General features: G+C 63.4%; 15 protein-coding genes. All 15 read left to right on the forward strand.

What is annotated here, in order from left to right:
• Positions 1-125 precede the first annotated feature (125 nt).
• On the forward strand, positions 126-1,037 hold the full coding sequence (locus L8F96_RS15720) for a hypothetical protein (RefSeq protein ID WP_334656603.1): 912 nt from the start codon (positions 126-128) through the stop codon (positions 1,035-1,037).
• Entirely contained in the window at positions 1,034-2,146 is a 1,113-nt protein-coding gene (dbpB, locus tag L8F96_RS15725; RefSeq protein WP_334656604.1) for a DGQHR domain-containing protein DpdB, read from the forward strand. The genes L8F96_RS15720 and dbpB (L8F96_RS15725) overlap by 4 nt, the downstream gene beginning before the upstream one ends.
• Positions 2,143-3,474, forward strand: coding sequence for a tRNA-guanine transglycosylase DpdA (gene dpdA, locus L8F96_RS15730; protein ID WP_334656605.1), 1,332 nt, complete (start codon positions 2,143-2,145; stop codon positions 3,472-3,474). The genes dbpB (L8F96_RS15725) and dpdA overlap by 4 nt, the downstream gene beginning before the upstream one ends.
• Complete coding sequence (dbpB, locus tag L8F96_RS15735; protein ID WP_334656606.1) at positions 3,437-4,525, forward strand: DGQHR domain-containing protein DpdB; 1,089 nt, start codon at positions 3,437-3,439, stop codon at positions 4,523-4,525. The genes dpdA and dbpB (L8F96_RS15735) overlap by 38 nt, the downstream gene beginning before the upstream one ends.
• Complete coding sequence (queE, locus tag L8F96_RS15740; RefSeq protein WP_334656607.1) at positions 4,522-5,154, forward strand: 7-carboxy-7-deazaguanine synthase; 633 nt, start codon at positions 4,522-4,524, stop codon at positions 5,152-5,154. Before dbpB (L8F96_RS15735) ends, queE begins: the two co-directional genes overlap by 4 nt.
• On the forward strand, positions 5,154-5,528 hold the full coding sequence (locus L8F96_RS15745; protein WP_066760005.1) for a 6-pyruvoyl trahydropterin synthase family protein: 375 nt from the start codon (positions 5,154-5,156) through the stop codon (positions 5,526-5,528). Before queE ends, L8F96_RS15745 begins: the two co-directional genes overlap by 1 nt.
• Positions 5,525-6,229 (forward strand): 7-cyano-7-deazaguanine synthase QueC, encoded by a 705-nt coding sequence (gene queC, locus L8F96_RS15750; protein WP_334656608.1) that lies wholly within the window; start codon positions 5,525-5,527, stop codon positions 6,227-6,229. Before L8F96_RS15745 ends, queC begins: the two co-directional genes overlap by 4 nt.
• A 98-nt stretch (positions 6,230-6,327) precedes the next feature.
• Complete coding sequence (dpdE, locus tag L8F96_RS15755; RefSeq protein ID WP_334656609.1) at positions 6,328-9,480, forward strand: protein DpdE; 3,153 nt, start codon at positions 6,328-6,330, stop codon at positions 9,478-9,480.
• On the forward strand, positions 9,473-11,971 hold the full coding sequence (dpdF, locus tag L8F96_RS15760) for a protein DpdF (RefSeq protein ID WP_334656610.1): 2,499 nt from the start codon (positions 9,473-9,475) through the stop codon (positions 11,969-11,971). Before dpdE ends, dpdF begins: the two co-directional genes overlap by 8 nt.
• The gene (gene dpdG, locus L8F96_RS15765) at positions 11,968-12,858 is read left to right on the forward strand and encodes a protein DpdG (protein WP_334656611.1); all 891 of its coding nucleotides are present in this window, start codon (positions 11,968-11,970) and stop codon (positions 12,856-12,858) included. Before dpdF ends, dpdG begins: the two co-directional genes overlap by 4 nt.
• Positions 12,858-15,878, forward strand: a complete 3,021-nt coding sequence (dpdH, locus tag L8F96_RS15770) for a protein DpdH (RefSeq protein ID WP_334656612.1) — start codon at positions 12,858-12,860, stop codon at positions 15,876-15,878. Before dpdG ends, dpdH begins: the two co-directional genes overlap by 1 nt.
• The gene (locus tag L8F96_RS15775; protein ID WP_334656613.1) at positions 15,868-16,584 is read left to right on the forward strand and encodes a hypothetical protein; all 717 of its coding nucleotides are present in this window, start codon (positions 15,868-15,870) and stop codon (positions 16,582-16,584) included. The genes dpdH and L8F96_RS15775 overlap by 11 nt, the downstream gene beginning before the upstream one ends.
• Positions 16,581-21,128: a protein DpdJ gene (gene dpdJ, locus L8F96_RS15780; RefSeq protein ID WP_334656614.1), complete on the forward strand. Its 4,548-nt coding sequence runs from the start codon at positions 16,581-16,583 to the stop codon at positions 21,126-21,128. Before L8F96_RS15775 ends, dpdJ begins: the two co-directional genes overlap by 4 nt.
• A gap of 2 nt (positions 21,129-21,130) precedes the next feature.
• Complete coding sequence (gene dpdK, locus L8F96_RS15785; RefSeq protein WP_334656615.1) at positions 21,131-21,655, forward strand: phospholipase D-like domain-containing protein DpdK; 525 nt, start codon at positions 21,131-21,133, stop codon at positions 21,653-21,655.
• Positions 21,652-23,763, forward strand: a complete 2,112-nt coding sequence (gene dpdD, locus L8F96_RS15790; protein WP_334656616.1) for a protein DpdD — start codon at positions 21,652-21,654, stop codon at positions 23,761-23,763. Before dpdK ends, dpdD begins: the two co-directional genes overlap by 4 nt.
• Positions 23,764-24,645 lie beyond the last annotated feature (882 nt).

The following is a 24,645-nucleotide window of genomic DNA, read 5'->3' on the forward strand; positions in this document are numbered from 1 at the left end:
CACACGACATATTGGTCATTTAATGCGGCCACGACAGGGCGGTCCGGTTGCATTTAATGTGGAAGTCCGGCCGTTCCCTCTCTATAGATAAATGTCCCGGTGGATGCGAGCGAGAGGCGGCATAAGTGACTCTTGTGATTACCAGTTGTACCACTCGAAAGCGTAAACCGATCGCCGCCGGCCTCAATATGGCGTCGATTGCCGACGGCGCCTTGCCCGCCGTAGCACTGGCCTGGAGTGCGCGGCTCGGACAGTCTAAAGAGCGCCACCCGGCCAGCGATATTTATGGCGGCCGCGGCTTTCAGGAAGCTGCGGGTGTCGCCAAGGCGCTCGATGCACGTCTCTTGATCGTATCGGCAGGGCTGGGACTGATAGCTGCCGACACCGCGATCCCTGCCTATGGCTGTACCGTCCGCGTTGATGCCGCGGACAGCGTTCGCGCGCGGGTACAGAGTGGCTTCAGTCACGCGGCCTGGTGGGGCGAGCTGCGCGAAAGGTCGCCATTCGCGCAACCGCTTGCCAAGCCTGTAGAGGGATCGAATGGGCTCATTCTCTTGGCCCTGTCGGACGCCTATCTGGAGATGCTCTCCCCAGAGATCGCGGCATTGCCCGCAGATGCGCTTGCCCGAGTGCGGATCTTCACACGAGCGCCGAAAAGCCGCATCGCGCCGGATCTTTTGCCGCTGGTGATGCCCTATGATGACCGTCTCGACGGACCTGATAGCAGCATCCGAGGCACGCGCAGCGATTTCGCCTCGCGCGCGCTTGCCCATTTCACTGGATTGCAGCTGGCTGGTTCGGCGACTGACGACGCGGCTTTGGTAGCCGCTGCGATCCACAAATGGCGGATGCCGATTAAGGTCAAGCGCGTCCGCCATGATGACGCGGCGCTTCTGGCTCTAATGCATGATCACTGGGACGCGGCCAAGGGCAGCTCGTCGCGGCTACTGCGGGTCTTCCGCGACGATATCGGCGTAGCCTGCGAGCAATCGCGCTTTGCCGCACTAGCGCGGCAGGTGCGGGAGGAACGGTCATGACATCCCGCGGGATTCTCAAGATTCGGGCAGTAAGGGCCGAGCAGGGTGAAGGGACGGGGGTCTTCGCGTTCTTTCTCCGAGGCGCCGACATCAATAGGATTGCGGACATCAGCCGCATCCGCCGCGACGACACTGAGCTAAAGGGCTTTCAGCGCCGCGAGATCCGCGACCATGTGAAGGACATCACTGCTTTTCTCGACAGCGGCCCGGTGCTCTTTCCCAATGCCATAATCCTCGCACTCTCCCCTGAGATCGAGTTCTCGCGGTCGCGCGGGCGCTCACCCGACAGCGCGTCGGAAATCGGCGAGACGGGGACTCTGTCGATACCGGTTTATCCCGAAGGTCGCCGTGCCGCCTGGATCGTCGACGGACAGCAGCGCTCGATGGCGCTAAGCGCCGCCAAGAACTCGACCATCGCGGTGCCCGTGATCGGCTTCGTCTCGGACGCCCTCGCTATCCAGCGCGAGCAGTTCATCCTCGTGAACAAGGTGAAGCCGCTCCCGACCGCGCTCATCAACGAACTCCTGCCCGAGGTCAGCGTTCTTCTGCCTCGCGATCTTGCGGCTAAGCAGGTGCCGAGCGCTCTCGTTGAAGCGCTCAATACCGACCCCAAATCGCCTTTTCATGGAATGATCAAGCGTGAGTCTGACCGGTCGGGGATCGTCACCGATACAGCGCTCATTGAAACGATGAAGGCGAGCCTCAAGACCGCTGCTGGGGCGCTTGGACAGTTCCGCCAGAACGGGGCGGGCAGCGATACTGCAGCGATGTACGACGCGCTGCTGCTCTATTGGTCGGCGGTGCGCGACACGTTTCCCGAAGCCTGGGGACGTCCTTCAACCGAGAGCCGCCTGATGCACTCCGCCGGAATTCGCGCGATGGGCGCGTTGATGGACACGCTGATGCTACGCGCCGATGCCGCCACTGACAAGCCGGCGGCGATCCGCGAGATGCTTGGCAGACTCGCGCCGCATTGCTGCTGGACCGACGGTAAATGGGAGGGGCTGGGGTTCGAGTGGAACGCCATCCAGTCGACCGCGCAGCATATTGCCAAGCTGACCGATCATCTCTTCCATCTCGAGCGCGACTTGGCGCGCACCGCGCCATGAAGTTCATCTTCGCCGACAGCCTCGATTATGTGGATCCCGCCTTTGACTTCATCGCTGATCGGAGTCCTGCCGAGCGCCAGCCCTATTGGGACGACGCGTATCCGCACGAAATCCTTGGCTACGCACCCTATGACGGGGTGCTGGTCTCGCGCGGCATCGTTGGCGATCACCGCGTCAAGGGCAAATACACCGCCAGCCAGGCGCGGCGCTTCGGCCTGGTCGGCGTGCGCAAGTTCCTGCGTCTCGACACACCCGAGTTCGCGCATCTCGACATATTCGGCGATTGCGGGGCCTTCACCTACGTCCAAGAGGAGCGACCGCCCTATACGCCGGTGGAGATGGCCGAGTTTTACGACGAATGCGGTTTTACCCATGGCTGCTCGGTCGATCATATCATCTTCGATTTTGATCCGGCGCTGACGGGTCTTGCGGGCGGCACGCAGGACGCGCGGCACCGCTTCGACATCACACTCGAAAATGCCGATGGCTTCCGCCGCGAGGCTCTAGCGATGGGCTCGGATTTCAGGCCCTTGGGCGTGGTCCAGGGCTGGTCGCCGGGTAGTATGGCTGAGGCCGCGCGGCGCCTCGTCTCGATGGGCTACGACTATCTCGCGCTGGGCGGAATGGTGCCGCTCAAATCGCCAGAGATAAAATTGTGCCTCGAGGCTATCCGGGACGCCGTGCCGTCCGCCACGCAGCTCCATATTCTCGGCTTCGCCAAGGCTGACGATATCGACAGCTTTCATGGTTACGACATCGCCAGCTTCGATACGACCTCGCCGCTGCTCCGCGCTTTCAAGGACGCGAAGCAGAATTACTACTTGCCAGGGGAGGGTCTCGGCCTCCGGTACTACACGTCCATCCGCGTGCCACAGGCGATCGAGAACCCTAAGCTTCAGCGTAGCGTGAAAAAGGGCATATTTCGCGCCGAAGATCTCCTGAACATGGAGGCGCTCGCTTTGGGAAGCTTGCGCGCGTTTGACCGGGGGGAAGCCGATCTGGAAGAGACGATTCGGCACGTGCTTGTCTACAGCGCAGCACTGGTCGAAGAGCGCCCGCATCAAGAATGCGTAGGCTCGATCGCGCTCGCAAAGCTCGAGGCCCGCTATCGAACAACGCTCACTGACCGGCCGTGGAAGAAATGTCCCTGTGCGATCTGCCGGGACGCTGGCGTCGACGTCATCATCTTTCGCGGAAGCAACCGCAACAAGCGCCGCGGGATCCACAATCTCGCAATCTACAAAGACCATATAGAACGACTGGATCTGAAGCGTGCCGTTATCCGACCCGATGATTTTCAACGCCGTCTGCGCGCGGCAGAGCGATGAACATGTCGTGCTCAGCTTCGTGGCGCGTGCCGCCGACGTGTTGCGATTTGCAACTATCGAGCGCATCGGGCGGGACGCTCAGGGCGAACTCAGCGGTTTCCAGCGGCCGCAGGTCGCAGCGCACATCCGCGAAATCCGCGACTATCTTGAAAAGCCGAATGCGGTCCTGCCCAATCCGATCGTGGTCGCGTTCACCGAACGGGCAACGATTGTCGACCAAGGAGGCGGGATCATGCAGCTGTCAATCGACGTGAGCGGGGGTGCCCCCGGCCTCGTCGTCGACGGCCAGCAGCGCCTGACCGCGCTGGGCGAGGTGAATCGCGATTTCGATATCTTCGTCTCCGCGCTAATCTGCCGTGACGAGGCGGAACTGCGCCGGCAGTTCGTGCTGATCAACAACACCAAGCCGCTGCCTAAGTCGCTGATCTACGAGCTGCTACCCACCGTTGACGACCTGCCCCCGCGGCTCGATCGGCGATCGACGGCGGCCGATATCACTGCGCGCCTCAACTTCGAGAACACCTCCCTCAAAGGTTATATCAAGCAGCATACCGCGCCCGAGGGTATGATCGCGGATACCGTGATGCAGAAGGTTATCATGGAGTCGCTCAACAATGGAGTGCTGCGTGAAATCATCCGCACTCACAAAGGTGTTGAGCGCAGCGTCCGACTGATTTCAAACTTCTTCGAGGCGGTGAAGAAGACGTTTCCCGATGCGTGGCATGGCCAGAAACCCGCCACCTCGCGCTTGCTCCACGGCGCTGGTATCCAGGCGATGGGCGACGTCATGGAAGTGCTCGCTCAGCGCAGCGAGGCTCGGAGCGTCGAGGACTTTCGCGAAGGTCTCGAATGCCTAAAGGGCCAGGCTGCCTGGACCAGCGGTGAATGGAACTTCGATGGCGAAGTCCGGCGCTGGAACTCGCTCCAGAATGTCAATCGAGACGTCGCGCTCCTCAAACACTACCTCGTCGGACTGGTAAAAGTCGACCAGAGAAACCGCCGTAAGGCAGTGCCCGTGCCTCTGCTCGAGCGAGAGACTGGGCGCTCATGACCTATGCCGTAAAAGAGATCTTCAAGACACTACAAGGCGAGGGCGCACAGATGGGCCGCGCTGCGGTATTCTGTCGATTTAGTGGATGCAATCTCTGGTCGGGCCGCGAACAGGACCGGAGTGCTTCGGCGTGCACCTTCTGCGATACCGACTTCGTTGGTATGGACGGAACCGGTGGCGGGCGCTTCCCCGATGCCGACGCGCTAGCCGCAGCGATCGAAGCGGCGTGGGCTGGGTCGCGGGATCGGCGCTATGTCGTGCTGACCGGGGGCGAGCCGTTGTTGCAGGTCGACGATGCCTTGGTGGCAGCGCTCCACACGCATGGGTTCGAAATTGGCGTCGAAACCAATGGCACGCAACTTCCTCCCGCCGGGCTGGACTGGGTCTGCGTCTCGCCCAAAGCCGATGCCGAGTTGCTCGTGACCACCGGCGACGAGTTGAAGCTTGTCTATCCGCAGGAAAAAGCCCTGCCCGAGAGGTTTGCCGATCTCGCCTTCAACCACTTCTTCCTGCAGCCGATGGACAGCTCAGAAGCCATCGCCAATCTGGTTGCGGCCATCCAATATTGTACCGACAACCCGCGCTGGCGCCTCTCGCTCCAGGCTCACAAAATGATCGGAATCCGCTGATGTTTGAACTCAGCAAACAGTTTCGCTTCGACGCCGCGCACACCCTCGATCGCTCGATCCAGACAGATTCGAGCCGTCGCATCCACGGTCACAGCTACCGTGCTGAAGTGACAGTGCGTGGCCGGCCCGATCCGGCGACCGGCATGATTGTCGATCTCGGACTGCTCGAAGCCTCGATGGCGGAGGCCCGCGATGCCTTGGACCATCGTTTCCTAGACGAGGTCGACGATCTCGGCCCCGCGACGATGGAGAATCTCAGCCGCTGGATCTGGGAGCGTCTTAAGCCAGTCGTCGCCAACCTGGCTAAGGTCGGCGTGTACCGCGACTCAAGCGGTGAGGCCTGTCACTATTGGGGAGAGGATATGGCCGCATGAACGATCATGGGGCGCTCATCCTCTTCTCGGGCGGGCAGGACAGCGCGACGTGCCTGGCGTGGGCGCTAGACCGCTTCGAGCAAGTTGAGACAATCGGATTCGACTATGGCCAGCGCCATAGCGTCGAACTCGAGTGCCGCGCCAGCTTCCGTGACAAGGTCGTCGGCCTGAAGCAGGACTGGGCCAGTAAGCTGGGTCCCGACCACATGCTCGACCTGTCGGTCATCGGTCAGGTCAGCGATGCCGCGCTCACCAGTGATGCCGCGATAGCATTGCGCGACGACGGGTTGCCCAACACGTTCGTGCCCGGCCGCAACCTCTTGTTCTTCACGCTTGCCGCAGCACTCGCCTCGCGCCGTCATCTGCGCCATCTCGTGGGGGGCATGTGCGAGACCGACTACTCGGGCTACCCTGACTGCCGCCACGATACGCTTAAGTCGCTCCAGGTCACGCTCAATCTCGGTATGGGTAGCAATCATGTGCTCCACACGCCGTTGATGTGGATCGACAAGGCCCAGACCTGGAAGATGGCGCAGAACCTTGGCGGCAGCGCGCTCGTCGACCTGATCCGGACCGAAACCCATACATGCTATCTGGGCGAGCGTGACCGGTTGCATGAATGGGGCTATGGCTGTGCCGCCTGTCCCGCCTGCGATCTTCGCCAGCGAGGCTGGGCGGAGTTTAAGCACGCTGCAGACTAATTTGCAGCTTTCTTACTTGGCGGTGAGAAAGTTCACGATAAGGTCCGGTTGCGGCTGACAAAAGGCCGCCAGTCGGGGGACGTGTGCTTTATCGGGGCATGTTGGTCGCGCTGCCGCAAGGCAGGGGGGTAGGGAAGCTTGAAGGAGTCGAGGATGGAACCTGTAAGGCGACCGTCTTCCGGTCAATCACGCTATCGGAGACTATCTGCTTCCCGCTGGCCGAACTCGAGCGCGCTTATCTGAGTCCACAGACCCGCGTCTATGTGCGTGAGGAGGATCGTTTCCGCGTCGGTCGTGTGGCCGACTTCCTGGCGGGCGACAATGGCCTGATCGAGTATGAGGTCCGCTTTCCGAACGGCAAACGGGCGGACTTCAGCGAGCTTGCACTCTATGTCAGGCCTTGGAGCGCGCCCGAGAATCCGGCCGAGGTGCTCGCAAACGGCGGCGCGGAGAGCCAATTCCTTCATGATCGCCGGCAAGCGGCGATGCTGCCGCTCCTGAAACTGCGGGGCGCAGCCCAGGGTATGACCGCCTTGGTATCGGCCGGTATCGACCTTGCTCCCCATCAAGTCGCCGCAGTGCGTCGGGTCTTGACCGACCCCGTCCAGCGCTATCTGCTTGCCGACGAAGTCGGCCTCGGCAAGACTATCGAAGCCGGCCTCATCATCCGCCAGCATCTAATCGATCGGCCCGACACCAGCGTTCTGGTGGTGGTGCCGGCCCATCTGTGCGACCAGTGGCGCGGTGAACTCAGGACGAAGCTCAGGATCGACCAGTTCGACGGCCATGTCGAGGTGATCGCGCACCCTGACCTGGCACGGGTAAAGCGAGCGCCCGATATTCTGGTGATCGACGAGGCGCACCACCTCGTGGGGGTCGAGACAGGACGTCTCGCGCCATCCGCTGCGCGGCTCGGCTTGCTAGCGCAGCAGACACCTGTTCTTCTCCTGCTTTCCGCAACTCCACCTCTGGGCGATGAGGGTCGATTCCTCGCCCTGCTTAACCTCCTCGACCCCGCATCACACCCTTTGGACGATCTCGATGGGTTCAGGCGCAAGCTGGAGGGACGGCGCGAAATTGGGCGCTTGCTGCTCGCGCTCGACCCGGACGGATCAAAGTTGGTGCTTCGTCATCGCGCCTCTGAGCTGGAGCGGCTCTTCCCCAACGATGCGGTGATCGCCAACCTCGTGCCGCAACTCGTCGCGGCAACCCGCGACGCGCCAGACGACCTGCCGAAGCTGTGCTCGGCGCTCAAGACGCATGTCGCCGACAGTTATCGAATTCACCAGCGACTGATCCGATCGCGACGGGCCGACGCTCAAGGTTGGGAGTTTGCTGCACGCGGGCCTACGGATGACGGCGCCTTGAGCTTCCCTCACGTCCGCACCGAAGCCGACGAAGGTGGCTGGACCGAGCGGCTGCTCGCGACTCTAGAAGAGTGGCGGTTCAGCGTTCTGGAGGCTGCACAGGGCGAAGAGGTGAAGCTGGATGCGGCCGCCCGGCGCTATGCGGGCCTGCTTGGCGCGGTTGCGGCCGGCCGGGCGGCAATCCTCACGTGGGCCGTAGCATCGACGGCCGTTGCGCTTTCCAGCGACGAGAAGACGATTGTCGATCGGTTGCGTAAACTTGCCGAAGAGGCCGAGGACGACCCTGATGTCGAGGTTGCCTGCGAAAGCACGCGCCGGCTCGTTCGCAGCCTGAGAACGGAAGGGGTGGCCCACCCCAAGATCGTTGCCTTCGCTTCGGAAGCCGAGCTTGCGGCAGAATTCCGACACGCGTTGGGTGATACGCTCGATCGTTGTGAGGTGCTGGCTCTTGATGGCCGCGACGATGAGCCTAATCAGGCTTCGGTCGCGCGGTTCACCTTGCCACGCACGACAGCCCTGTTGATCTGCGATCGGAACGGCGAAGAAGGACTCAACCTCGCTTGCGCGGACGCGATCGTCCACCTCGACCTACCATTGTCGGCCGCCCGGATAGAACAGCGCATCGGCCGCCTCGATCGCTTCGGGCGCCGGCAGGCGATGGTGCGCCATCGCGTGGTGCTGCCCTCTGATGAGGAAGACAGCCCATGGGCGGGCTGGTTCGACTTCCTGGCCAGCGGGTTGGGAATTTTCCATCGCTCGCTCAGCGACGTGCAGTTCCTGCTAGACGGGTTTGAACTGCGGCTATTTAGAGAACTGCTCGAGCGGGGATCGCAGGGCGTCGCCGACCTTTCCGCGGCCGTACGCGCCGAAATCCAGGACGAGCGCTTGTCCCAGGACGAACAATATGCGCTCGACAGGATCGCACTCGCGGAGGAGCCAGTGGAGGCCTTGCTCGACGCGTTAGAGTCTGCCGAGGAGGACGAGGCGGCGCTCGAGGAGGGCATCGACCGGTGGCTCGTTGGAGCGTTGCAGCTCAAGAAACGCCCGTACGCATGGCCCGAACAGGATCCGTTCAAGCTGGGCGCCGCGAAAGACACGCTGATTCCGAAATTGCCCTGGCTCGAAGCATTTGACCTGCAGGATTCAGTGGCGCTCACCTGGCGACGGCGGATCGCGACGAACCACCCTGAAGCGACACTGCTTCGACCCGGCACCCCGCTCATCGATACTGCCGAGCGGTTCACTCGTTGGGACGACCGCGGGACGGCGTTCATCACCTGGCGTACCGCGCCGGAGTGGACGGGCGATCTGTGGCTCGGCTTCCGGCTCTGCCTGGTCGTCGAACCTGACATTCCGATCGCCGATCTTTTCGCGCCGAGCCGCGCGGAACTGGCGAAGGTGAGGCGGGCGCAGCGCTTCCTAGCTCCGCGCGCTTATACCGTACATGTCGACGCCGACGGCGATATCGTCACCGACCCCCAGCTGACCGCTATTCTCGATCGACCTTATACTGGCGCCGATGCCGGGAGGGCAGCGCCAGACCTCAACCTCTCTAGTCGCCCCCATCTCCTTGCTGGCGTCGTCGAACCGGGCCAGTTCGCGACTTTGTGTCGATCAGTGCGTGACCGCGCGCGCGATTGGCTTCTCGCCGAACCGGCATTGAACGAGGCAATCACGGCAGGAACGCGGAGCGCTACGGCGGAAGTCGCTCGCCGTCGGGAACGCCTGCAACGTCGGCAATCGGCGGGCGACGGCGATGCTAGAGCCGATCTCGCGGCGTTCGAAGCCATCCTGCCGGCGATTGCCAACCCGACGGTCAGGCTCGACGCCATGGGCTGCTTCTTGGTTTCCCGTGATCGCAATCAGGCAAGCACGCATGGCTGACCTGTCCGACCACGACGCATTCAAGGCGCTGACGCTCCTGCTCAGCGGAGAGGGGGATGGAGCCGAGTGGACGGCTTCGGCCGAACCCTCGATTGAGCGCCTACGGGTTGCGTTGACGGCGCCCCCGATCGATCCGAGCCCGCTCGATCTCGCTGTACTGCTGCGGCAGGCGCTTCGCCGCGAATATGCGAGACGCTCTTTCGCGGTCAGTCCCTCGGTCATCGTACGGCATCCGAAGCTTCGAACCTTCGAGGACTGGGGCGCCGTTTCGCTGATCGGGAGTAATTTTGGCGGCGAGGTTCGCATCAAGGCCGAAGCATGGGCGCCAGACTGGCTCGCGCCAGCTCCTCACGGCGGTCCCGACGACGCCGCGGCGGGCGAGGCGATCCGTCGCACCTTCGGTGCAGAAGGATCCGAGGGCGACCCCTTTCTCGGCGTGATCGGCCGTACTAGCTACCGGAGCCCCGGCCAGCGCGCTGCAGTACGCGCCGCGCTATCGACTCCGCCGGGTGGCACTCTGGTCGTGGCGTTGCCCACGGGCGAGGGGAAAAGCATGATTTTCCAGCTCGCCCATGCTCTCGGTTTTGTTGGTGACGAGTCGAGCAGCGGACAGGGAGTGACGCTCGTCATCGTTCCAACGGTGGCGCTGGGCGTCAACCACGAGGAAGAGGCAGTCGGCGTATGCGGCCTAGCGCCCCCCTTGGCCTATCAGGGGGGCGCCGACGCGGCAAACGCAACGATCGCCCAACGCATTGCCGAAGGGACCCAGGGACTCTGCTTCGTGTCGCCGGAGGCGGCATGCAAGCCGCTGCGGAGCGCCCTTCGCAAGGCCGCAGAGGCGGGCAAGTTGCGCGCGATCGTGGTCGACGAAGCTCATCTGGTTGATCAGTGGGGGACGGGGTTCAGAACTGAGTTCCAAGAACTGAGCGGGTTGCAGCGCGAATTGCATGCGCTCGCGCCTGGCGGCCGGCAACCGCGTACGCTTCTTCTGTCCGCAACACTCACGGATTCCTCGCTTGAGACCCTGCGTGCGCTGTTCGGGACCGGTGGCGAGTTCGCCAGCATCGCGGCGGTCAAGCTTCGGCCCGAGCCGGATTATTGGATTGCTCAAGCCGACGAACGCGCACGAACTGCCCGCGTTCTCGAGGCCCTTCACCATGCGCCGCGACCGGTCGTCCTCTATGTCACGCAGGTCGAGCATGCCGAGAACTGGCGCCGCGAGCTTCAGGACGCGGGCTTTCGACGCTTGCGCATGCTCCACGGCAAGACGACGCGGGAGGCGCGCGAGCGTATTGTCGCGGAGTGGCGTCGCGGCGACATCGACATTGTGATCGGCACATCAGCGTTCGGGCTCGGTATCGACTATCCGCATGCACGGAGCGTGATCCATGCCTGCGTGCCTGAAACGCTCGACCGGTTCTACCAGGAGGTCGGGCGGGGAGGACGGGACGGCCGCGCGTCTCTCTCGTTGATTGTCCCGGCTCCTTCGGACTTCGCCACCGCCGAGGGGATCAACCGGCAGATGGTGATCAGCATCGATCGCGGCCTCGAGCGCTGGGGCGGCCTCTTCGGCGGCAAGCAGATGCTGGGCGATCGCGTGATCGCTGTGCGGATCGATGGCAGTCCGGGCGCGAGTGAAGCGGATATTGACATGACCGGCGACCGGAACGCCGATTGGAACCTCCGGACCGTCGCTCTGATGGCGCGCGCAGGCCTGCTGCGCCTGCGTGGCGCACCGCAGGCCGCGCTCGAACAACCCGGCGATTGGCTGGAAGTCGAACTGCTCGACGACGGTCATCTGCAACGCTCGGTCTGGGAGGAACGCGTCGAACCTGTCCGCAAGTCCGCCCAGGCGTCCAGCGAACGCAATCTCGATCTGATGAGGCGGTTCCTCCGAAATTGTGGTTGCCCGGCCGAGATCTTCACCGAGCTTTACGGCGCCGATCGGGTGGCCTCTTCATGCAGCCGGTGCGCCATCTGCCGATCCGATCCATCTCAGCGCCATCGCCCCACGAGCCCCGGTGAGCCGCTCGCGCCTTGGCGGCTGCCGCAGCCGCCGCTGATTGCGCGCTTGCTGGGCGCGGATGGGCGACTGCTCGTCGTCTATGATCCAGACGACATCGGACGCGGCGTCTCTCGCCGGCTGGGCGACACGGTCGAGCGTCTACAGCGTCAGGGGCTCGCAAAGGTGGTGGTAATTGGCGAGCCGCCCTTCGACATGGATCGGGTCTTGCGCGTGTCGCAAACCAAGGTGCTCTTCGTCGCCAAGGCTCCGTCGCTGGCGCATGCCCGTCTGCCCGCGGGGCCGGAGTTGGTGCTCGTCGGCACGGGCGAGCGGATCGGCGAGTCGGCATGGGCGGCGGCCGAGCAGCGTGCCCGCATCCTGATCATGCCCGAAGGCTATCGTGTGACCAGCGGCCATCTCTTACGCGACGTCTTCGGCGGCAGAGTGCTTACCCTCGACGAACTCCAAGCAAAGGTCGCCGCATGAGCATCATTACCACCTGGCCGGCCGTCCCGAGCCGCTTATTCGCTGTGTACGCCTCCCTCGCCGATAGCGAGAATGGCGAGACGCGCGATCGATTTGCCTCCTGGGCCACCCCATCATCGCTTGCGAGCCGGGGTGGCGGAGAAACCGGTGAGGCCTCGAGCGCCATTCTCAACCAGACCCTTCAAGAGGCGAGGCGGCTCGGCCTGGTGAATGAGGCGGACGGTCGTCTGATGGTCGGAGACGTGCCGCGCCGAAAGACCGCGGGGGGCGACCGAGAACCCGAGTTTCGCAGCTTCATGCGCCATGTTCTGCTCTCTCCCGAACGCGCCGAGGCAGCAGGACATGCTGCATTCGCCATCGCTTTGGCGTGGTTCTTAGGGCGTGATCCGCGCCATCCACTCGAATTTAGTCAGGCGCCCCAGAGACTGTTGTCCGAGGAAATTGGCGAGCTTGCCTCCACTACCGAACTCACAAACGCGGACAACTATCGAAATTTTCTTTGGTGGGTGCGCTACCTTGGCTACGCCACCTTCGTAGGGCACGGTTCGTCCAGGCGGGTCGTGCCCGACCCGACTAGGGCCATAGACGAAGCGTTGCCCGAGGTATTCGACGGTGCCGACGCGCTCGAAATCGAGCAGTTCATAGCCGCGCTGGCCACCACACTGCCGGTGCTCGAAGACGGCGCGGCTCGAACCGCGGTCGAGAACGCCCGCGCCGCTCCCTCGGCGGACCGGGACAATCTTTCAATCGCGACCAGCCTAGCGTTGCTAAGATTGAGCGAGCGCGGGACGATCAGGTTAGAAAGCGTGGCGGACGCTCGCGCGCGCATCCTGAACTATGGCAGCGAAACGGTGCGGGTCAGCAGAGTACGGCGGGGCAAGAAGTGATGCGCAATTTCCTGTGCTGGACACCCTCAGCGGTGCGCCAGATCATCAACCCGTTTGCCGAACATATGCCCGACAGCCTGTTTCAGGCCGTTCACACGGACTGGCCGCTCCAGGTCGCGACGCCGGCCGGCAAGTCGTTTCAAGATGTCGGCGAGGCCGCTTGGGCAGAACTAACCCCGCCGGCCTTTCTCGATGACTTTCTGCGCGAGGACAGGCCGCACGCGCTGGCCGCGATCCTGGGTGAGACAGGCTCGGGCAAGTCCCACCTAGTCCACTGGATGCGGCTCCATGTCCGCGAAGACGCGCGGCGCATGGTTCTGGTCGTGCGCAAATCGGGCACCAGCCTGCGGGCTATCGTTCGCGAAATCATCGGCAAGCTTCCAGCCGATCAGCAACAGACGTTCCTCGATACGTTCAACGCCGCCGGCGACGGAGCGATGGGTCGGGAGGGCCGCAAGCACGAGCTTCTCAACCACCTCGCGCAGGCGGTTCGTGAAGATGTCCTTGGCCGGGACGGCGACGAGTTGGAAGAAGAACTGCTTCGCTGCATCCCCGACCTTCTGCAAGATCCCTATATGCGCAAGGAGCATTTCCTGCGCGAGGGAGGTGTCGTCGGCGAGATCGTCGACCACATCTTTGCCGAGTCTAACGCCAAGGACAGGCCGGACCGGCGGCGGCTCTTCGGTCCCGACGATCTCGCGCTTGGCGGCATGGACTTCGTTCATGCGACCAAGCTCGCCAAGGACGCCATCCAACTCATCGAACTTGACCAGGCCGTAAACCTTCCCGTCGCCATCGCGATCATCAACCGCAATCTCGACAAGGCGATCGCTCGGACCCTGAGCTTCGCAGGCGATCGGATCGAAGAACTCATGGCGCGGCTGCGCGCCTATCTCAAGGAACAGGGACGCGAACTCGTTCTGCTCGTCGAGGAGTTCGCGCGTCTCCAGGGAATTGATCGCGCGCTGCTGCAGGCAATCACGTCGCATGGAGACGAGCGGCAATGCCGCATGCGCACCGCCATTGCGGTCACGACCGGCTTCTTCGCGAGCGTCGCGGAGACCGCCTATATGCGCACCACGCACATCGTCGACATGGATCGATCGGCTGGTCGAGCGGCGGGCCAGGCAGTCACGCCGTCCTCTCTAGCGGAATTTGCAGCGCGTTACCTGAATGCAGCTCGGCTCGGCAGAGAGCGCATCGAGCAATGGAGTCTCAGCGCTGGACCGGGCGACGCAGCACCGTCGCGGTGTGACGAATGCCCGTATAGGCCAGAATGTCATCCGACCTTCGGTCAGATTGACGGCTACGGCCTCTACCCGTTCACCGAGCGATCCCTTTGGATCGGCGCCGGCCGGGCCGACCAGTCGCTGCCGGCAAGCCTCAACCCCCGCGTGCTGCAGAACAATTTGCTCGTCGAGGTGCTGGACACCTTCGCGCCGACCATCGAAGCGGGCGAATACCCGCCGCAGCGGTTGCTCGAGAAGCTCGGCGGTGTGAAGAACCTCACGCTCGCGTCCGAGAACCTGCTCAAAGGCCGGGACGCGCGCGAAGCGGGCCGGTGGACGGCTTTGCTCGAACTCTACGACGGCACGGGCACAATCGTGAACCCGCCGGCCTCATTGCGCGAGGCCTTCTCGGTTCCAGAAATACCGGATGTCAGCATTGGGGCGCAAAATTCTATACCGAAATCCGTCACGGCGCCAGCACCGGCTCCGGCCCCGTCGGCCAGTCCCGACGACACCGCGATCGAAAGTTGGATTCGAGGCGGTGGGCTCGACCAGGCCGTTGCCGGCCGGTTGCGCGAAGCGCTCTTCCCCGCAATTGTCGAGGCGCTCGATTGGGACATGCTCGGGCTCGCCCGAACCAGTTTCGCAGGCCAGTCAGGCCGGCCGTTCCAGCGGACAAGCATCAGCTTCGTCAGGCAGACGACGAAGGCGGCGGGCTATCTTCAGGTCAAACTTGAGATCGACGCCGATCCGAAGACGGGTCAGGCGCTCCAAGGGTTGCTACGTGCGGCGAAAAGCGACTTCCGGTGGGACTTTCCCGGCGGCGACCGGGCGCTCGGTGCTTTCCTTGATCAACTGGAGCAATGGTGTGCGGAGGTCGCTTCTCAGTTGCGGCGGCTCACTGCGCCGCAGCCAGACTGGAGCTCAGCGACCGCCGCGCTTCATCTCCTCGCCGTTGGCGCTGCGATCGGAGGGAAGATCCGGGCTAACGCGACCGCTGGCGACGTCATTGACGCGGCGTTCGCTGGTTGGGCTGAGGATCCCGCGGCCAGTGCGCCGGACCTGCGCGGCCTCTATGCCAAGATCGTGAAGCAGCGAGAGGACATGGTCACGATCGCACGCTCACAGATATCGAGCATGAAGGGGGGACAGGCCGGGTCGATGCTCGACCCACGCCGGGCGCTCGGTCCCGTTCGAAGCCTACGCGCGGCCAAGTGGCGCCTCAATCAGCAGCCTCCTGCCGACGATCAGAGCAGCTTGGCCAAGCTGTATCGGGACGTGAAAGCCGGCTTGGAAGCGGCGACCCGAGCCGAGCAGTCGGTCCGATCGGCTTGGCGGGAAGAAATGGAGGGAGCGTTCGGAGCGGGCTCCACCCGCGGGACGATCGTTGCAACGGTAACCGCGGCCAGACGTGCTGCCTTAGACGCCGGTATCGGCGCGCAGAATGCCTCGCGCGCTCTCGACGAGGCTTTGGAACGGTTCGGGTCGGCCTATTTCGATGACGCCCTCGCCGTATCGCGCACGATCGCGCAGGCCGAAGATGCGCTGGCGATACTACCAAGCTACGGACGCGGGCGGGCCAATGCCGTTGCTGCCGGGAGTGCGCTCCGTCGTGCCACACAGACGTTCCTCGATGCAGTTGAGCAGAACCTCGAGAGCTTTGGTGGCGATCAGGCGGCAGCCGCGCAGGACGTGGCGACTAACGTCGCGGCTGTCGAGCAGTCGCTCAAGGGGATTGTCGAGAGTCTGAAGGGGATGAGGACAGCAGAGGAGACCGCGCATGCTGCTTGAGCGTGCCGCTGGCCTTGCCGACAAGATCACTCGGTACCAGCAACTTAAGGCGGCCGCCAACGAGGCGGAGAAATTCCGGACAAGGGCGGTGCAGGCGGGGCAGGCGGCGACGCTGATCGTCCAGGCGAAAGCGGCCATTCATCGCTTCACGGCCGCTGGCATTTCGGTCGATTTCGTTCCGGCGAACGTGGAAGCGCTTGTCGAGAAGGCGGAGATCCTGCTCACAATAGCGGCAGAGAACCCTGCCGGCTTGGCCGACCCACCGTTCAATTTCCGCTACGACTTTGCTGACCGGGTGAGCGGGGTCGCCGCCGCGGCGAACAAAGCACTCATCGAGGCGTGGCGGCGTCATGTAGCGGAGAACGGACCTGGCGGCTCCGACGAGGTACTCGAGGCTCTAGCGCGGCTACCGCAGCTTCGGTCGGGCGTGGTACGCATCCGCCGCCTCCGTGACGAGGTCGCGAGGCTTGCAGCGGATGCCCCGAGCGACCCGGAAGCTGCTGTTTTACGCCTTGCAACACTCGTCTCCGAGCATCGTGCAGCCTGGGCGGATTTGACGGCTGATGGCATTCCGCGCGCGGTCATCGCCTTCATCAGGAATTCCGGTTCGGAAATGGGTGCTTCCTTGTCCCTGCTAACCGAGGAGGTGCGTGACTGGCTGGCATCCCGTGATCTTCTCGGTGCCTTTCGTATCAGAATCGGGTGACCTGCGGCGTGGATCTTTCAAACGATGCATTGGCGCTGCTCGACCGTGTCGAAGCTTTGGAGATGCGTTCCCTAGCATGGGGCTTCACTGGCGGTGGCGCCACCGAGCAAGAGGTTCTCGCGCTGCTCGACGCCGAGGATCGGGCGGAGGACGCGCTTGAGGAGTTGATTGACGCGCGTTTGCTTAGTGAGCACGTTGCGATGGCGGGCGGGCGTTACTATAGATCGCGCTTCGCTGAAGCCGTTCGCCTGCTTGCGGCTAATCGCCAACTCTTCGCCAATAAGCCGTGGCAAGGCGCTCCGCGCCTGGTTGCCGACTTTCGGATCGACCGGCGCCCGCGTCGATTTCCGCGACGCGACGTTGATCCGAAGGCTCTGTTTAGCGATCATGGATCTACGCTAGCCGCGACAGAAGTGCGACGAGCGATCTGGGATGCTCTGACCAATAGAGCCGGCCTACGCCTCGCCAAGTTCCAGGAACGGGCCACGCTGCGTCTATCCGAGTTGGTCGACGACGGTGGGACGATCGTCACCGCTGGGACAGGAAGCGGGAAGACGATCGCCTTCTATCTTCCTGCGATGCTCTCGATCGGTGAGGCAATCGGCCCAGAGCATTGGGTCAAGGCGCTCGCCATCTACCCACGCGTCGAACTGCTCAAGGACCAGTTTGCCGAGGCGTTCCGCATGGCGCGGTCAATCGACGGCGCGCTCGCGAGCAAGGGTCGGCGGCCATTGCGGATCGGGGCACTGTTCAGGGCGACGCCACGCCGCGCGAGCGTGCAGGAGGTACAGGCGCATGACTGGATCCGGCGCGGGCGCGACTGGGCATGTCCTTGGATGCGCTGTCCGACCTGCGAGGCCGAAATGCTCTGGCGACAGGTCGACCTGGACGCCGGCAAGGAGCGCCTTGAGTGCGCGCGACCAGGCTGCGGAACCGCGGCCGACGAGCGACACCTCGCGCTCACCCGTCAGCGCATCCAGCAGCAACCACCGGACCTGCTCTTCACGACAACGGAGATCCTCAACCAGCGGTTGTCGGACCATTGGACGCGGAGCGTCTTCGGCGTTGGCTCTTCTCGCAAACCCTTCCTGACGCTCCTCGACGAGGTTCATACCTATGAGGGAACCAGCGGGGCCCAGGCGGCGCTGACACTCAGGCGGTGGCGCCATCTCTTGGGCGCACCGGTGCACTGGGTGGGTCTCTCAGCAACCCTCGGCGACGCTGCGCGGTTCTTCGCCGATTTGACTGGCGCGTCTCCGGATCGCGTAGTTGAGGTGAGCCCGCTCGCAGAAGAGATGCTCGAGGCTGGCGCGGAGTACCAGATACTTTTGCGCGGCGATCCCGCGTCACGGGCGTCGTTGCTGTCGACCACGATCCAGACATCAATGCTGGTGTCGCGCGTGCTCGACCCGCCGCAAAAGGCGGATGCATCGCACGCGTTCGGCAGGCGTGCCTTCCTGTTCACCGACGATCTCGACGTCACCAATCGCCTGTTTGATGATCTCAGGGATGCCGAAGCTTATACGATCTTCGGCAAGCCTGACGCGGGGCGACAGCCCCTCGCTGCTCTCAGGGCGGCGGGGCAAGATGATCGTGCCCGTGATCTCGAGGGTCAGCGCTGGCGAGTCTGCGAGGATATCGGGCACGCGCTTGACCAGCGGCTGATCGTGGGTCGGACAACGTCACAGGACGCGGGTGTCGTCGCCGGCGCGAACATCGTTGTCGCCACTGCGGCGCTTGAGGTTGGCTTCAATGATCCCCAGGTCGGGGCAGTGATCCAGCACAAGGCGCCGCGAGGCATGGCATCGTTCCTTCAGCGCAAGGGACGTGCCGGGCGTGATAGACGAATGCGGCCGCTCACGCTTACTGTCCTTTCCGACTATGGTCGTGATCGAGTGCTGTACCAATCCTACGAGCGGCTCTTCGACCCGGCTCTCGACCCACAGTATCTGCCGATCGCTAACCCTTATGTCCTAAAAATGCAGGCGACATTCGCCTTCTTTGATTGGCTGGCGGACGAGGTTGCAGGATACGATAAGGCTTGGGCCTGGGACTATCTGAGCCGCCCCATAGAGGAGCCAACGCCCGCTGTTACCGCCGTCGTGCAGCGGGTTAAGGCACGGCTCGGCGCTCTAGTACAAGGCGACGAAGCCACCATCGCCAGTCTTCGCCGGCACCTCGCCGGTGCGCTCCCGGTTGATGCCGAAACCGTGGAATCTCTGCTGTGGGAAGCGCCGCGATCTCTCTTGCTAGAGGTGGCGCCGACACTGGTCCGGCGGCTGTTCCGGCAGTGGCGCTTGGCCTTTCCTGAAAACGGCGTTGGTTCCGATTTGTTCGAACCATATCATCCGCTGCCGGACTTCGTCCCGCGCAACCTCTTCAGCGATCTCAGCCTTCCGGAGGTTCGCATTCTCGTACCGCCGGCCACGGTCAATCACGATTGGCGCACCGATGCGATGCCGGTGCTCCAGGCGGTCCAGCAGCTTGCGCCAGGGCGGGTGACGCGGCGCTTCGCATTCGAGCGCGGCGGCCTTTCTCACTGGGTGCCGGTGGATCCGGCCCTGCCGATTCAGGAGCGTCGAATCAGCGACTATGCCGAGGATCATCAGTTCGTCGGCGAGTTCACTGGAAGGTTCAACGACTGCGCCGCCCCCGAGCCGCTACTGGTTTTCCGACCATGGACTGTGCGGCTGGCCAAGGTTGCGCGGACGGAGGCGCTGCCGAGCAGCAATGCACGCCTGTCTTGGCAAACTGACATCGTGGCTAACGGCGATCCGCTAAGCGTGCCGGTCACACCCCGTTCGCCATGGCGGCCTTTCGTCGCGGGCGTCGACTTCTACCTACACCGGTTCCGCGCGAGTGCTGGTGTGCGCCGCTTCGCCCCGAGTTCATCGGCAACCGTCAGGACACTGCAGGACGAGTTTCCGGTAGAACTCCGCTTCCGGAGCGACGACGACCGGCCGGCAGCCATCGGCTTTGAGCTGGAAGTTGATGGCTTCAGCCTCGACCTCACGTTGCCACCGGACGACCGGCTTGGCGCGGAACTGCTCACCCCTAAGCTGCTCGCGGAATGCAAGCTGGCCTATTTGCGCGAGCGCTTCCGCTCCGACGAAGCATTGCCTGCAGACATAAATCGCTTCCAGCGTGACTGGCTCTTTCAATCCCTCTGCGCCGTATTGGCCGCAAACGCGCCGGCCGAGGCGGAAAGCATTCTCGATGATGCACACATTGATGCCACTCTGCAGAGCGTCATGGATCAGTTTTTCGGCACCGGTCTGCCGGGAGGATCAACTCCGCAAGAAGGTAATGAGGACGGCGAAGACGAGGACGACGGAGACGAGACCGACGAAGGGGATGATGGCGCGGCGTTGCCAGCCACTCAGCGTGCCGCCGGCCGGCTGCAGCAGGCGCTAGCCTGTCATGTTGCCAGGCCCGAGGTGCGTACGCGACTACGATCGATCGCGTCCGAGTTCGCCAACCCCAAGATATCAGCTTTCAATCGATGGTTGCGCCGACTGATTTTAGAAACGCTCGGCCAAGCGATGCTCCAGGCCTGCATTGCCGCTGCGCCAAGACAGGCGACGTTGGAGAACCTACTGCTCGATCTCCGCGACGATCCCGAAACCGGCACGGCGACCATCTGGATCACCGAGACCACTCTTGGCGGTGCAGGGGCCCTGCAGTCCTTTGCTGAGACGTTTGCGAGCGAACCAAACATCTTCTTTGATGCGGTCGAAGCATCGCTGGCACCTACAGACCTAGAGCTTGTCGACGCCGGCCTGCGACGCATTGTCGAACTCGCGATCGTAGATTCGGAGGTTCGCGCGTCACTGTCCCGTCTTCGCGGCACCTCGTCCCACCTGGAGAGTTCGACCATCTGGCGGGAGCTGTCGCATTTGCTCGTCCAGCGCGGCGGGGTCGACCCGAGTCACGCCCTGGCAGTTGCGTTCAGCAGTCGCTTGCTTCGGCCGGGCGGGAGTACGCAACTCGACGAACTGATCGCAGGCCTGACCATGTTCTGGGACGAACTAGAGGGCCGGAATGCGATCGCGATTGGCGTTCGAGAATTCGCCTATGTCGTCAGCCGCGATGAGCAATGGTCAGCGCGGGTCCGTCAATTCTTAAACGTCTCTATGTCGGCGACAGCGGCGGCGCAGGTGGGCGTCTACTCCGCCGTCGTCGGCATGCTCTGGCCGCGTGAGCCCGAAGTGAGACGTACCAGCTTGCAATCATACCATCCGTATCGCGAAACGCGGGAGACGGACCCCGCGGTTGTTCGCCACCTTTTGTTGCGCCGACGGGTAAAGGAGGTCGAGCTCTCTTCGTCCCAGTGGCGAAAGCAACTGCTCGCCGCCTTGGAAGAGGAGGGTGGCTGCCGCCTCGTGGCTCTACCGGATCAGGCGCGCGCCCTTCGCGCGGCGCTCGTCCAACTCGGGGCGACGCCGGTCGACGTTGGCGTGCTGCAGTTCTTCCCGGCCGTCGAAAGGGTCGAGCGCGGCGCTCAGCGGATTCAGGTTGATCTCGTGCTGCGGGAGCATGGCTGATAATGACATCTTCCCGAGACCTTCATGGCCCCGCCCAGGTCCGTGCATTACGCGATCTACTGCAGACGCTGTTCGTAGCCGAATTGCTTAGCCCGAGTCCAAGACTCTGGCTCACGTTTGCGTGGATTTCTGACGTTGAACTGCTCGACAACTCGACACGCCGCTTTGCGGCAATCGAGCCCGACTGGCCCTCTGCACCTATACGCCTGTCGCGGGTTCTTGATGCCCTACTTGCCCGCGGGTCGCATGTTCGGCTGATTATCCGCGAGCACGCACACAACGACTATTTCATCGCGCGACTGCAAAGCCTGAAGGCTCACCACGGCGATCAGATCGATTGGCGAGTGGGCAAGGACTTTCACGCGAAGGGGCTTCTTGGCGAAGATTTCTTCCTGAGTGGATCTATGAACCTGACGCGAAGCGGCATCTCCGTGAATGGTGAGCACCTGACCTTGCGAACCGATCCAGCAGCCATTGCCGAACAAGCCGAGCAACTTGACCTACAGTGGAGCGAGTTGCTCTCATGATCGCTGCCGATCTTGACACATCGCGTGAAGTGGCAACCGCCGTTATCGCGCTCGCGAGTGGGAGCGCGTACTCCTCGGATGTCGACGGGCACTGCCGCAGTTTGTTGGAGACACTAAGCGACCCCGACTTTCCTGGCGCCATCATCCCCGACCAAGACGGTAAGGCACTTCGGCTGGTCGCGGCGGCATCACCGAGCGACTGGAGGCGGCTCAGCCCGGTTCTGCTCGCCTTTGCTGGCCCAACGCTGACTTCGTTCAACGGCATGCCTGCGGAAAATGCGCTGAGCGTCGAGATGGCCACCCTTCTCGCCCCCGCCGGGGTCCTAGTCGCCGCCTCGATTGATCTTCCCGAGCGCGTACCGGATCGTGAGGCAGCGCTGCGGGCCGTGCTGCGCGCGCGTGACACTTTCGCGCGCGCCCCCCGACGCAACCGAGCGGCACCGGAGCCGACCAGTTGGATGCTGGCGCGCTTTCAGGACCACCTCAATGTCGGAAGGCGCGAGGCCGCAGCCTCCACTCTCGCCAGACTGCGTAGCGAACTGCGGCTTGACGCCCTCAATCTGAAGGCGTTGCAGGTACAACTGCACGCCGCCTTCGACGAGTGGGAGGCTATACTCAACCTTCCGGGTTTCGAGAACCTCGTGCGCGCGCGACGTACGCCGCTCACCACGGCGCTCCTGCTCGAAGCTCTGTATCGGACGCTTCTAGAACAATCCTTCACAACCGGAGATGTCGACGCGGTCACGGAGGCGTATCGCGAGCGCGTCCGCGCGCTAGCCCTTCCCATGCTTACCAAACCGTTGCCTTCGTCCTTGCGCGACGGCGGTTGGCGGCTGATTGCGACCGAAGCGCTGCTGGGCGGGGATGAAGAACTCGTGCGAGCCGCGGCGGAGCATCCTGAGGCACTGGGATGGCTCGCTGGCCTGATGATTGTGGCGCCCATCAAGCCTGGGCACACCAAGACGTCGCTGGACGATGCGCGCGAGCGCGTCGTTGCTAACGACGGTGTCGACAGCGTCGACGCCATGGCTGCCGCCCTCGCGGCGCTCTCCCGATTGAGCGAGGCCGAAAGGCATGAGTTAATACAACTCGCCCCGTTTAGGTCTTCGATCCGGGCGCTGGAAGAGGAAAGTGGCGCTGCAACCCTGCCGGCCTCCTGGAAGGACTGGCTCGAGCGAGCCGTCGAGCCTGACTTCACCAATGCGCTCGATCTCGCCCGTCATGGATCGGAAGAATGGTCGATGGGAGAGGTCGCCCGCGATCCGGTCAACGTTGCGGGACTGATTGAGAGCCTGAATGCCGCGCAGAGCCATCCCTTAGCCGCGGAGCGAACAGCTCAGGCGCTGCCCTATATTGTAGCAGCGCTGCAGCGCGATCCTGACTTTCCTAACGTCGCCTTTAGGCCTGTCTACGCCAGCCTGTTGACACTGCTGGCGATGGGGGTCGGGCGCGCATCGACCGTATACGACTCCAGCCTTGTCTTGCTTGATGCCATGTTGGCGATCGGCACGGGCGCCGCTGGTTACCGCGATCTCGTCGCGGATGCCGAAGAACTCGCAGGTGAAGGGTTCGGAGCGGCCATGGTCTATTGGGTGTTTGAAGTCGTCGAAGCGTTCATGCGCGCGGCCACCCCGGATCCAAAGGCACGGGACCAACTGGTTCACCGTGTGCTCGCCCGCCTCGCGCCAATTCAGGGCCGGTTGTCGAAGCTGCAACGCGAGGCATTGCGGCGCCTTTCCCAGGAGTTTGGCTGGGATCTGGCCGGCTTCACGCTCGAGAAGCCGAGTGAGGCCGTTGACGATCTGCGCTCGCGGCTCGGCGGCAAGCGCATCGCGCTTTACAGTCTCGTTGAGGCGGCTAGCCGACAGGCCAAGGTCGCTCTGGAGGGTATAGCCGACTGCGTAGTTGATTGCAGTGCGGATCATGGCGGAACCGCAAAGCTACGGGCGCTTGCAGAGAATAGTGATCTGTTCGTGATCGCATGGTCGGCGTCCAAACACGCCGCAACGGACTTTATCCGAGAGCACCGTGGCGCGCGACCGCTAGTTTATGCGCAGGGCAAGGGTGTCTCGAGTCTCCTTCGTGCCGTCGAGGACGGCCTGATATGACCGATGGAAGACAAATTAACGGAGGGAGATTTCCGTCCTTCTCCCGTGGGCGGCAGGGCACGTTGCCAGGTGCGGATCGACGCGGCGCGACGCAGCAGCGGAACAGGGAGCTGTCGCTGGCCGACGAGCAGGCGATCGCCGCGGCATTGGCCCGGAAGCCCGAAGAGTTGCTCGACGAGTTGCGGGCGGCCTGGGACATGCCCGCCAGACGTCCCGTCCGCGTCGTCGGCCGCCTGACGCTGACACGGCGCGGAAGCGACGGCGCAGACATGGTGTTCCTCAACGAGCTGGAGCACCCCGAAACGGGTGTCGGGCTCGTCTATCCGACCCTCGGCGGATTGGTCATCAACGCGGATCCGGTGAACGCCTCCGTGCCGCCAGGACCATCTCGGGAGATCACGGACGCCAAAACGCTGGCCTCCGGTGAGCAGTGGGCGATCGCCGAACTCGAACTCTCGTCGCTCGAACAGCGCCGAAAGCTTCGAAACCCCTGGGTGGTCACGGTCCGATCCGGCTCGCTCAGGCTGCTGAGCGACCTGCCCAACGAGTGGCAGATCCAGGTCCATGGCGCGCAGTCGGTGAAGCGCATCTCCGCATCGGCACGAGAGGAGATCGAGGACCACGTCCGGAACTCGGTTCTCGAAGAGGACCAGGAACTCGCACGCCGCCATGCCGAGAACGAGCGGCGGCTGACCGAGCTGGCAACGACCCGCCGCCAGGCCGAGGAAGACGCACGCACCATGTTCGCCGGCCTGAACGAGGAACTGGCGGGGCATCGGCTGCGCGTCGACGCGGCACGCAAGGAAGCCGACGATCTCCAGCAGCGACTGGCAGCGGAACGCGATCATTTCGAACGGCAACAACGACAGATCGAGGAAGAGA

It is taken from the genome of Sphingomonas panaciterrae, from assembly GCF_036890205.1.
Taxonomy (GTDB): domain Bacteria; phylum Pseudomonadota; class Alphaproteobacteria; order Sphingomonadales; family Sphingomonadaceae; genus Sphingomonas; species Sphingomonas panaciterrae.